The sequence below is a fragment of the Cylindrospermum stagnale PCC 7417 genome, assembly GCF_000317535.1.
Taxonomy (GTDB): domain Bacteria; phylum Cyanobacteriota; class Cyanobacteriia; order Cyanobacteriales; family Nostocaceae; genus Cylindrospermum; species Cylindrospermum stagnale.
The window spans coordinates 4,670,618-4,682,938 of sequence record NC_019757.1; the positions used below are offsets into that span (position 1 = coordinate 4,670,618).

Here is a 12,321-nt window from a genome sequence, read left to right on the forward strand (position 1 = left end):
GACTGTAATTAAAACTGAAAACAGCAACTTTTCAACTCTAGTCATCCTACCATTCGCCGTTCTTTTGGTCACTCTCAATGAAATTTCGACTGAAGAGGCTTCCAAGGAAGCAACGAGTGCGTCCGCTCTCACGAGTTCACATTAAAATCCGCAATGGACAGTTAGAGATTATGGGGATGGGTGCATGGTATTCCTACTGGCGTGATCCCTACCATCTGCTGCTGACTCTTCCTTGGTCTGGCTTTCTGGTTCTAATTTGTATTTTTTATGTAACTATAAATGCCGTTTTTGCCTTGGCTTACTGGGTAGGAGGAGATTGTATCGCCAATGCTCGACCAGGCTCTTTTTTAGATGCTTTTTTCTTTAGTGTGCAAACTTTGGCATCCATCGGCTATGGTGCGATGTATCCGAAAACAACTTACGCCAATATTATTGTCACGATTGAAGCGATGATCGGCGTGATGGGAATTGCTATGTTAACGGGGCTAGCTTTTGCTCGGTTTTCCCGACCAACAGCCCGGGTAATTTTTAGCCGTGTGGCACTGATTACAGTTTATGAGGGAATGCCCACGCTCACATTTCGCACTGCTAACCAGCGTCGGAATATGATTTTGGAGGCACAGATGCGAGTGTATTTGATGCGCGATGAAGTAACGGCAGAAGGGCAGTTTATGCGAAGAATTTATGACCTCAAGCTGCTGAGGAACCAAACACCTAGCTTCTCCTTAAGCTGGTCAGTGATGCATGTCATCGATCAGTCTAGTCCGCTTTATGGAATGACACCAGAGTCACTGATTCAGACAAATACTATGCTTATAGCCTCGGTTAGTGGCATTGATGAAACGGTTGCACAGGTGCTTCATGCCCGTCATAGCTACGGTGCTGATGAGATTTTGTGGAACAAACGGTTTGTTGATATCATGCACCAAACACCTGATGGACATCGCTACGTTGACTACCAACACTTTCACGAGGTTTTACCTTTAGATTAGTCAGTTAATTAGTTGTGATCAACAATTTCAAGCATCAGCAGTTTCATCAAGTGGTAGTTGTAGGGGTTTAACGACAACGCGGCCATTTTCAACCACAGTGCACTTTTTTACCGTGCTTTTGCTGTAGTTGACTTGGGCATCCTGACACTGGTGTTGGTGGGAGATATTTTGTTCCTGTTGTTGGTTGAGGACAACTACACAACTGGGGCAGTTCGGGAAGGACATATAATACGCTTTAATCTCTACATTAATTATCGCGCGGAGCGCAGCGCCAAACGACGGAATTTAAGTTTTATATTAGCGGCATGCTATTCCCATTCGCACCCCAAAATTCCCCCTGTTTTTGCTATGAACTCTAAGTTATGAAAAAAACCCTTAAATACCTGAGTTTAGGGCTGCTATCGACGATTTTGACGGCAACTCCTGGACTGGGAGCAGAGCGTATTAGCTTTTTTTTCCCTCCCTTGGGGGAATTTTCCTTGTCTGCTGACTCTTTAGAACTTTTTGCCAAAGAAGGCAAAATCAATAATGAATTGGGATTTTATGCTCAACGCGCCACCCCCCAACAACTAGCCCAACTGCGGGATTTATTGCAGCAGCGCTTCAACCTCACTCCTACCTTAGTGTCTCAGTTTACCTATTCACCTATAGGGGAAGAGGTGGTGCGACGTTTGGGAGAATTGGTGCTGACTGACTCTCGCCAAAACGGCTTTTTTGCCCTACGTGCCGCTTTGATTTTAGCCGCTGCTGACCCCCAAGGCTTGACCGTTGTGAATGTGCTGCGTAAGTATCCTAGCAATACTGTGCGGCTGAATTTCGCAGAAGGTCTAGGGATAGTCAAGAATTTGTCGGAATTGCTGAAAACTAGGGATGCGGTTGTAACTTTTATTCAAAAAGAAGTAAACACAGGAGTGGCTAATTCCACCGTTGACTTCTCCCAACAGCCAGATTTACGCCTCCCAGGAACCTTTGGTTTAGAGAAAATCAACTTTACTTTTAATGATAGTAAACGCGAACGCCAATTGCCGGTCGATCTTTATTTGCCGCAAGCAACACCCCAAAGTCGCACCAACGCCGCTTCACCTCCCTTTCCCTTAATTGTCATTTCTCATGGTCTAGCCTCAGACCGCTATGCTTTTATTTACCTGGCTCAACATCTCGCATCCCACGGTTTTGCTGTTGCCGTACTAGAACACCCTGGTAGTAATGCCGAACGCTTTCAGCAATTCTTCGCGGGTTTGGCAGGGCCACCAGATGCAAAGGAATTGATCAACCGACCAATGGATGTCAAGTATGTACTCGATGAACTCCAGCAGCTGGAGAAATCTGATCCCAAACTCCAAGGAAAACTCAATTTTCAGCAAGTTGGGGCAATTGGTCATTCTTATGGTGGCTATACTGTTCTGAGTTTGGCAGGAGCAAAAATTAACTTTCAGCAAATCCGCCGGGTTTGCAAACCCAATAGATCCTTGAATTTGTCGGTGTTGTTGCAGTGTAGTGCCACTGATTTACTGCCGATAAATTATCAGCTCAAGGACGATCGCATTAAAGTAGTCATAGCGGTTAATCCTTTTAACAGTTCCATCTTCAGTCAAAGCGGCGTGAGTCAAATTCAAGTGCCAGTAATGTTGGTAGGAAGTAGTCAAGATATTGTCACCCCAGTGGTACCAGAGCAAATTATCCCCTTCACTTGGCTGCCTAACCCCAACAAATATCTCGCCTTGATTGAAAACGCCACCCACTTTACGGCGATCGCCGAACCAACTCCTGAGAATAGTGTATTACCTGTGCCGCCTGCCTTGCTAGGCCCAAACCCTGCCCCTGCTTATTCCTATCTCAGAGCTTTGAGTGTGGCTTTCTTAGAAACTCATCTGCTCAAGCGCCCGGAATATCGCTCTTACTTGCAACCATCCTACGCCCAATACATCAGTAAGGAGCCGCTTAATCTCAGTCTTGTACAGTCGTTGACGGCCGATCAGTTGGCTCAAGCATTGAATGGGGCATCTCGTCAATCAGCCGCACCAGCGTCACCCTAAGGTTATACCATTTTGGATTTTGTCTTTTAAATTTTGGATAGGAAAACGCTGGGTAGATCTGGGTTTTCTCTATCCCTCTGTCGCCATCATCGCCGCCAACTAGCATGGGCTGACCAATGAAAGTCCAGGTTTTTCCCAAGGGATTGCCGTTGTTGAAAGCACAAGCGCCCAAACCAGTAATCTGCTAGGGCTATTACCCCCAACACTAACTTAGCTATTAGCTTGATGATGTCGTGGGTTAATACCCCCTAGGTTCCTCACCTAGGGCCTTGCTTTGAGAGAAAGGTATTAACTTATATTGAACTAGCAATTAAGGAAATTTTTCCTCTGTTAGTTTCCTGTTTTATCCCTCTACTAGCTGTAGATAGTTTTCAGAAACTTTTAGATACATTGGGGAATATTTTGTGAGCATCAAAGACGACGAGCGCGGCAGCGGCAGATTTAGCCTCAAAGGTTGGGGACACTCTCTTTATATTGGTGATCTTGACAACATCTGTACAAGCTATAGATTTGAGAAACCAAACCCAATTAGGAGTTGAGGAATTGCCTGATGGGGAAGGTGGCCTATCCAGATTGGCTAAGATAGCCGGAGTCGAAGAACTGAAAACTTGTTTCTTCTACAAAAACTTCTGAAAAAAGGCCCCACTACCAATTAGCAATTTCCTCTCTTCAACTGGATGACGCCGTGCCTGCTACGGTAAAAATCAATTCTTCCACTGTTCTCAGTAATTCTTGCTCGTTATAAGGTTTAGAAAAATAAGCTCCTGCGCCCAATTGCATCGCCATTTGCCGATGTTTATTACTGCTACGAGAAGTAAGCATAGCTACTGGGATATTCTTCATATTAACGTCTGATTTTACACGATCTAAGAAGCTATAACCATCAAGGCGAGGCATTTCAATATCGCAAATTACAGCCTGGATTTTCAAGCCGCTTTGAAGTTTTTCCCAGGCATCTTGACCGTCTTTAGCTTGTTCTACTTCATACCCTCCTTTTTCTAGAGTTAGCGCTAAGTAACGCCGAACATTAATTGAATCATCAACAATCAAAATTGTCCCTTTCTGTTTGACTGGGGTTACTGGTGGTTTATCATTCTGAGGTATGAGAAAAGCCGTTTGTAATCTGGCTGAAGGTAATTGATTGTTTCTAGGGGTGTACTGATTAGTGGTAATCCAAGACAGTAACTCGTTGGTGTTCACTAGTGCCACTACCCGACCATCACCAAGAATTGTGCAGTTACTGAAACCATTGGGTAGAGGAATATTTCCTTCAACTTTGCGGATGGCAACTTCTTGCTCACCCCAACAACGGTCTACTTGCACAGCAACTAGCTGATTATCGCCTTTAACTATTAACACACTACTAGCATTAATTGCTGGCGGGGTTTCCAGTTCTGGGCTATCGTAGCGGTGGCAATTAAACTCGAAATAACGACCAAGGCGAATTAGCGGCAGCTTAGTATCTTGCCACTTGAGGAATTCGTTACCAGCCATTAATAAAATCTGCTCATTTGACAGTAAAAAGATTTCTGCAACCACATCTGTAGGAAATGCCAAGAGCATTCGATTGCTTTCTACCAACAGAACTCGTGCCACTGAAAGTGTAAATGGGACTGATAATGTGAAAGTCGTACCGATTCCTGCTTCTGTATCAACAGTGACATTACCCCGCAGGAGTTTGAGGTTGTTGCGAACCACATCCATTCCGACACCGCGACCAGATAACGCTGTCACTTGGTCGTTCGTGGTAAACCCTGGTTCAAAAATTAGCGATAACAGTTCTTCTTTACTAGCACCAGCCAGTAGTGAAGCATCTAACCCCATAGTTAGTGCCCTGGTGCGAATTTTCTCTAGGGAAATGCCCTGGCCATCATCACGCATAGAAATTATGGCGCGATTACTGTGGTGAGTGGCTTTAATTTCAATCAATCCCTGTTCTGGTTTACCTTGGCTGTGACGGGTGGCAGCATCTTCGATGCCATGATCAAAGGCATTGCGTAACAGGTGCATTAAAGGCTCACTCAAAGCTTCGATAATGCTGCGTTCAATTAAGGTATTACCACCTTCAATGTTTAATTGCACATTTTTGCAATACTCCACATTCAGGTCACGAATGGCTCTCGGAAAGCGTTCGACTAAATCGGAAAAGGGACGCATCCTTACCTGGGTGAGCTTTCGCTGCAATTGCTTAGATGTTTTGTTTAACTTCCTGGCAATTTGATCTGTATCGTCAACGCTGAGTTGAATATCAGTTGTCAGTTCTTCTACCTGAACAATGGTTTCTATAACTTCCTGCGACAGCAGGTTTAATTCGTGATAACGATTATTTTCTAAGGTGGCAAAACGGCTCTCATTAGCTGTTGTCTCGTGGTTCACAGCAGTGTCTCCTGGTGATGGCAACCTAGAGGAGATGACAGAGGTCGTAGCGATTTTATTGTATAGCGTACGTAATTCCTGATTTTCGCGGTCAAGAGTTTGTACTCGTTGGCTGAGAGAGCGAATGAGTTTGCGTAATTTTTCGAGTTGTGAGTTCAACCCATTCCTCTGGATGATCAGTTCCCCAAATAAGTCATTAATTTGCTCTAGTTGCTTGCTGGGAACTCTGACTGTGTTTTCCTGATTTTCCCGGTCTTTGACAACAGTATTTGTATGTGTGTCAATCCGCAGGGAGTCTGGCACAGAACCCGCATCGCTAAATCTGGAATCTGTTGGGGAAATTTCGGGGGTGAATCCTGGATTTGGCTCTGGGAAGTCAACCGCATTAATTTCCCCAGCTATCTCTACTATTTCTTCAGCCAACCAAGTTTCGTCAATGGAAATTATTTCTGTGGGTAAAATCTGCTCTTGGGTATGGCTGATGGGGGCGTTGGCTAAATTGCTAAAATCAAGTTCCGTCGGCAGGCTATCCCGTTGATTTGTCAGCACCAGAGCTTGCGATCGCCGCCATGCTTGCAACGCTAACTGAGAAATTTCGGTTAGGCGATCGCTTCGGACAGAGCGCTCCGCGCGATCGCTATTTGCCGCTTCTAAATGCTGGGTGACTGACTCACACAACTGGGTGAAAGCTGTCAGCTGAAGCATTTCCCCTAAACCGCCCAACTCAGCAGCCATGATGGCGACTTCTTCTTGTAAACCGGGTTGTTCCCGATCTGCCAACACCGCTTCTAGACGCTGTAAACAACTTTCTACTTCTGTGGCAAATAACAAGGGGATGATATCCTGCCCCTCTTCTGATGAGAGCATGGTTGCAGCATCTTCTGGGGCGGGTTCACCCAAGCGATCGCGCAGTTCATCAAAAATTGGGTAACAAAAGGTTCCTAACCACGCCTCTTCTAAAACATTTCCTTCTGCAAGCAATTCCACAATCTGCCGCAGCCAGTCAACGCCAGATAGTAACAAACTTTGCAAATGAGTATCAATTTCTAGAGAATTTCTCCGGGTTTTTAAGACTTTAAATGAATCTTCCAGACGGTGAGCTAAATCACTCAGCACCCGAAATCCCATCATCCCTGCACCACCTTTAATAGAATGAGCAGCGCGGAGTGCAGCATTGATTTTTTCCAAATCGATGCGGTTAATTGTGTCGAGTTCCAGCAGTACCCCTTCTAAGGTATTGAGATAATCCGTCGCTTCTTCCAGAAACTGCATCTGGATTTCTAATTCTTTGTCTTTTGACATAATTAATTTTTGTCCTTAGTCATTAGTCTTTAGTCATTAGTCTTTAGTCTTTAGTCCCTATTACCAATTACCAATTACCAATTACCCATTACCAATTACCCATTACCCACTACCTCTTTCAATTGACTTTGAACGTCCCGACAGTCTCCTGCAATTCTTGGGAAATCTCTACAGTTTGTTGCAGAGATTGGGAAACTTGGCGTGAAGAATCGCTGGTGCGTTGTGAAACAGCGGCAATATCTTTCATCAATTGGCTGACAGTTTGTGATATTTGCACCTGAGAAGCAGTAGCAGTGGAAATCGAATGCACCAAAGAGTCTATTTGCCGCGACACATCTAAAATTTGATTCAGACTCTGTTTAGCATCTTCGACAATCCGCGTACCTTCAATTACCTGAATAGTTCCCACTTCCATCGCCTGCACTACTTCGCTGGTTTCCCGTTGGATGTTTTCGACAATTTCTTCAATTTCTTGGGTGGCTGCGGCACTCCGGGCTGCTAGTTCGCCTACTTCTTCGGCAACTACAGCAAAACCTTGCCCTTCTTCCCCCGCACGGGCCGCTTCAATGCCGGCGTTGATGGCTAACAAGTTGGTTTGCATGGCAATTTGGTTAATCAAAGACACCACGCGGGAAATTTGTTGAGAAGATTCTCCCAACCGCCTAACTTTCTTGGCAGTTTCCCCAACTGTTTCCCGCAAAGACAGAATATTTTGCACTGTTAGATCCATTGCTTGTCCACTCTTGGTAGCGTTGTGTGCTGCATGGTTGGCGATGATAGCGGCAAGTTCGGCGCTTTGGGCTACGGCTTGCAGGGAATTGGTCATTTGATCAACTGCATCCAAGGTGCGGTTAATTTCGCTAGCTTGTGTCAGGGCTTCTTCTGCTAGCTGGCGGATGGCACCTTCGTTCGAGCCGATCGCATCATTTACTTGAATAGCTGCGTGTTTAACTTGGGTAACAATATCCCGGAGGCTTTCGACAATTGAGTTGAAAAAATCGGCGACTGTGCCAATTTCCCCAGACGAGACGTCAGCCCGCACTGTCAAATCACCTTTGGCGGCACTTTCTACATTACTGAGCAGTTCTAAAAGTTGCAGGTGCAGGGTTTCTTTTTGTTGTCCTGAGCCTTGGGCATCTGTGGAGAAAATCGCCCTAGCACGTTCTACCTCTGCTAGCAACTGGGCTTGTTCTTGGGCGTAGCCGATTTGAATTGCTATCTGTGCAAATAAATCAATTTCTAGTTGTTGCCAAACACGGGGACTCTCGCAATGATGAGCAATCAATAAACCCACGAGTTGCCCTTGGGTGATAATTGGAGCGGTTAAGTTGCTTTTGATGGCAAATTTATCTAATATTTGGCTGTAAGAATCGGTATTATTCAGACTTGGCTCTTGATGAATATTGGCAATTGCTTGCACTCGCCCATCTTTATAGGTTTCTATATAGCGATCGCCAACAGAGAGGCGTAGCCCACCGCCAAAACCGGGTTCATCGATATCCACGCCCAGCATCTGCGGCCAATCACCAGTCACCGATTCGGCGATCACAATTCCCGAACTGGTATCTGGATTCAGTTGATAAATAATTACTCGGTCTGTTTTCAAAGCCTGGCAAACTTCTTTAACTACTGTTTGATAAATATCTTCAGTTTGGAAATTTCTGCGAATCGCCAAGGTAATATGTGCAAGTAATTTTGTCCATTGAGTATCTATTCCCTGCTCTCTGGCTAAAGTCTCTAATTTATCGCCTATCTCGTTAATATTAGCGCTTAATTGCCCTAATTCGTCTTTTGGTGCTATTTCTAGACGAGTATTGAGTTCACCTTGACGGAGTTTTGTTAAGGCCGCAGTTGCCTGGAGAACTGGTTTGAGCGCACCCTTGGCTAACCAATTCGCGATCGCCCCGACAATCATAGCTGTCAATGCTGTGCCAATTGCGATCAACCACAACAATTGTCTTTGAGTTCCATAGACAATTGCTTTATCTGTAGACAAAAGTACCTGCCAGTTTAACTCTGGTAATCCTTCTAGTGTTCTTGATGGTACGTAGCTCACCAGTTCGGGGTTTTGATTATTTTTGGGAACTGCTTTGAAAGTCTCAACCTTATTTGCACTCAGCAAATTAGCTAAACTGGGATACACAGCTTTTGCCTCTTTACCCAAAAAGTCTTGTCGGGGACTGAGGAAAACTTTGCCAGAGGCATCGAGCAAATGGTATTCATTGCCATTTGCCACATAGTTTTTCATCACCTCAGCTATTGATTGTACGGGCAACCGTGCTCTCACCACAGCGATCGTTTTACCCGTCACGGCATCTTTCACCGGTGCAGCTATGTAAATATTGACTGCACCTGTACTTTTGGATGTTTCTGGTTGACTGATCACAGCAGCGTTTTGGCTGAGAACATCTTGAAAATAGCTACGATCTTTATCCTTACCCAGCGGTTCACCTGTAGATTGCAAAATCGCTCTCCCTTCCAAATCGAAGACAGCGACACTGTTATAGGTTTTGTAAGCTGCGACAAAACTATTGAGCACAGCTTGCTTTTCTAGGGTAGTTGCGCTAGCGCTGACTTTGGAATTTGTCAACAGCGGCAGATTAGCGAGTACCTGAATATCTCCATACCGTTCAAACATGAACCGGTTCACATTGTCAGCTAAGTTGATGGCTTGCGTTTCTGACGTTTGGGTAATTTGCCGAGTCATCGATTTGTTGGCAAAGCTATAAGCGAAAGCACCAATTCCCAAGGCTGGTATGGTGCCGAATGCGATCGCCAAAATTGTCGCTTTCTTACCCAAGCTTAACTGCTGCAAACCGTTAACCGCATCATGCAAACGAAAATTTCTAGCAGTTTTAGTGGCAGGCTGAACAGGTACTTGTACTTTATTATCAGTCACCTTCTCCGCTGAAATCACCGATTTCTGATTTTGAGCATCACTACTCTTAGCAATATCAGTTCTATTAAACATAAAATAATCCCCCTGAATATGTGAATAAGCAATCTAAAAATCCTTTAATTTATTAGTGGATTCTGCTCACTGTAAATCATAGAAGATTGCACAATTGACTCTGCATCCAATACCAGCAAAATTTCTTCTTTTTGGACAACGCAGCCACGTAAATAAGGAACTAAGCTAGATGCCACTTGTCCCACAGGGGAACAAACATCATCAGGCTTAAACTTAGTTGTACCTTTAATTTCTCGCACAACTAAACCCAAAAGCAGTGATTCCACTCGAATAACGATCACATTGTACTGTCGGAGGCGATTATCTAGAGATGCTAAATTAAGTATCCTCAGCAAATCAATTACCCAAATTATCCGACTACGCCAATTCATTAATCCTAAAATACAAGCAGGCATATTGGGCATCGCCGTCACAGACTCAACAGGCACAATAATCGCTTCTTGAGTATGCTTAATTGATAAAACAGCAGCAGTCTCTTGATTTAGCTGAAACTTTAGATAACTATTTACCAAATCATTTTGGTTCGCTTGAACAGAACTTGTAATTTTTGAATTAGTCATTGATTCAAATCACAACTGATTTAATAGCCCGCAGGAGTTGTTCACGAGTGTAAGGTTTAGTTATATAAGCATCAGCACCTTGTCTAATCGCCCATAAACGGTCAATTTCTTGATTTTTACAACTACAAATTAAAATTGGCACTTTTGCCGTAATTGAATTTTTTTTCAGAAAACGACATAACTCAAAGCCACTCATCCCAGGCATAACTACATCAGTAACAATTACATCTGGCTTCTCTAAAAAGACTTTTTCTAGAGCTTCTTTTGCCCCAGTCGCTTTAATCACATTGTAACCACCTTCTTGAAGATAATGGTTCATTAGTTCCAGTTCACTAGGGGAATCTTCCACAATTAGAATTGTGCCAAGCAAAGTAAGGCTCACTCCTAAATCTCCTAAAAAACTAAATTGCAGCTACTAATATTAGTTAATTCTACCTCTACTCATCCTGACCAAATTAACCAATGTGCTTAAACACCATTTTTAGCAAATCCGATTGTGTAAAAGGCTTAGTCAAATAGCCAGACGATCTGACAATCTTCGCCTTAGCCTTGTCAATAAATCCTGTTCTACCAGTCACCATAATGATAGGTGTATGCTTGAAAGCCGGATGCCTCCGCAATAAAGAACATAGTTCGTAGCCATCCAAACTTGGCATCTCTACATCTAGTAAAATTAAGTCTGGCTTACTCCGTAAAATTAGCATCAAAGCTTTTACTGGATCATTAATCATCACCACTGAAAACTTACTTTCATCCAAAAAATGCTTGATAGAATTTAAGACAGTTTGGCTATCATCAATGCAAGCAATTTTATATAAAGTTTTGCTAACACTTGGTTGAGAAGTTTCGTTATTTTCCTGCTCTACCTTAACTAATGTTTGGATTTGTGGCTGAGTTAGTGGTAGCTTCGTCTTGGGTAAAACTTGCAAACCTCCGTCAGCCGGCACCGATGACTGGATATTTTGCCGATTTCTTAATTGCTTTTGACAGTGTTCGACTAGTAACCGCAAATCCAGGTGACAGAATTTTGGTAGTTCACCCAAAGAGTTATCTGGATTAAATTCATAGTTCCCTTCTTTTAAACACAAAAACGACTCCAGCACTTCTTTCGCCAACTCGTCTATCAAAATAGCAGCTTGTGCAGCAGTGATATAGTCTTGAGTAACTAACCAACAAATCGCTTGATAATCGGGAGATGGTATTGACTGATTTTCAGTTTGCGTTTCAAACATCAGCCGCATCTGTAAGCGTTCGGCGCTCTTCAGACTGGGAATTTGCTGCTCTAATCGTCGCAGGTGGCTGTCAAGCCGCTCAAACAGTTTATCTGAGTAGGAGGCATAAGTTAGTTTACCTTCCTCTAGATAGATTGACCAAGAAACAGTTCCGGTATGTATGCTTAAGCAACCTGTAGTACGGCGACTGGTTAGTTGTGCCAACAGAGATAGCGGATGTAGTTTTTGGAACAACCTGTAGCTACCTATAGAAGTTGTGCTCATTTTGCTTTTACTTCGGCTAATTTTAATATGTGTAAGCTAAATTTGTGTAGAAGCACTTCCATTATTCAAATCCAATATAAGACATCGGAACTTTTGTAGCATAAAATACCAACTTTTATGCCCAAGTTTGTGATATAACTCAACAGCAGCTTTATTTAAAGACTATTAAATCTTTTTTAACTCGTCAGTCGGCGTGACTTAACTGACTGCAACTGAGATTAACAGACATCCTTGAGGAATTAATACCAAATTGTAGTCGGATAAACAATTTGTCATCCTGAGCCAAGCTTTGCTCTGAATGACACCTTTAAACACAACTTGGTATAGGCAAAAAATTTTACGCTAGATAAGGTTACTCTCATACAAGAGAGAGCAACCAACTACCGTAATATTACTGAATTATTAAAAAGTTAAATTTACTTTATTCAGTATTCAAAGTAAAAAACTGGGATTGATTAAACTCTCAGCAAAGAATAATAAACCATCGTGACTGAAAGCTCAAATCTCTACAATACAAGCGTTTTAGGTTTTTATAACCTATAAATGTTGCTGCTCTATTTAGGTTGTCAGTACTAATATCTGCTATGT

The 12,321-nt window shown here is 43.3% G+C and carries 8 protein-coding genes; 2 read left to right on the forward strand and 6 right to left on the reverse strand.

Annotation, left to right across the window (positions count from 1 at the left end; translation table 11 throughout):
- The first annotated feature begins 77 nt into the window (after positions 1-77).
- The gene (locus tag CYLST_RS19580; RefSeq protein ID WP_015209470.1) at positions 78-992 is read left to right on the forward strand and encodes an ion channel; all 915 of its coding nucleotides are present in this window, start codon (positions 78-80) and stop codon (positions 990-992) included.
- Positions 993-1,019: 27 nt separating this feature from the next.
- Here the strand turns inward: CYLST_RS19580 and CYLST_RS19585 are convergent, their stop codons facing one another.
- Positions 1,020-1,217 carry a hypothetical protein gene (locus CYLST_RS19585; RefSeq protein WP_015209471.1) on the reverse strand — a complete coding sequence of 66 codons (198 nt, stop codon included), beginning with the start codon at positions 1,215-1,217 and terminating at the stop codon, positions 1,020-1,022.
- Positions 1,218-1,354: 137 nt separating this feature from the next.
- Here CYLST_RS19585 and CYLST_RS19590 point away from each other — a divergent pair, with 137 nt between their 5' ends.
- Positions 1,355-3,028 carry an alpha/beta hydrolase gene (locus tag CYLST_RS19590; RefSeq protein WP_015209472.1) on the forward strand — a complete coding sequence of 558 codons (1,674 nt, stop codon included), beginning with the start codon at positions 1,355-1,357 and terminating at the stop codon, positions 3,026-3,028.
- A 669-nt stretch (positions 3,029-3,697) separates the two neighbouring features.
- Here CYLST_RS19590 and CYLST_RS19595 read toward each other — a convergent pair.
- From CYLST_RS19595 to CYLST_RS19615, 5 genes are all read right to left on the reverse strand, one after another.
- Positions 3,698-6,706: a hybrid sensor histidine kinase/response regulator gene (locus tag CYLST_RS19595; RefSeq protein WP_015209473.1), complete on the reverse strand. Its 3,009-nt coding sequence runs from the start codon at positions 6,704-6,706 to the stop codon at positions 3,698-3,700.
- Positions 6,707-6,824: 118 nt separating this feature from the next.
- Entirely contained in the window at positions 6,825-9,677 is a 2,853-nt protein-coding gene (locus CYLST_RS19600; protein ID WP_015209474.1) for a methyl-accepting chemotaxis protein, read from the reverse strand.
- A 44-nt stretch (positions 9,678-9,721) separates the two neighbouring features.
- The gene (locus CYLST_RS19605; protein ID WP_015209475.1) at positions 9,722-10,237 is read right to left on the reverse strand and encodes a chemotaxis protein CheW; all 516 of its coding nucleotides are present in this window, start codon (positions 10,235-10,237) and stop codon (positions 9,722-9,724) included.
- Positions 10,238-10,241: 4 nt separating this feature from the next.
- Positions 10,242-10,619, reverse strand: coding sequence for a response regulator transcription factor (locus CYLST_RS19610; RefSeq protein WP_015209476.1), 378 nt, complete (start codon positions 10,617-10,619; stop codon positions 10,242-10,244).
- A 73-nt stretch (positions 10,620-10,692) separates the two neighbouring features.
- Positions 10,693-11,733: a response regulator gene (locus CYLST_RS19615; RefSeq protein WP_015209477.1), complete on the reverse strand. Its 1,041-nt coding sequence runs from the start codon at positions 11,731-11,733 to the stop codon at positions 10,693-10,695.
- Positions 11,734-12,321 lie beyond the last annotated feature (588 nt).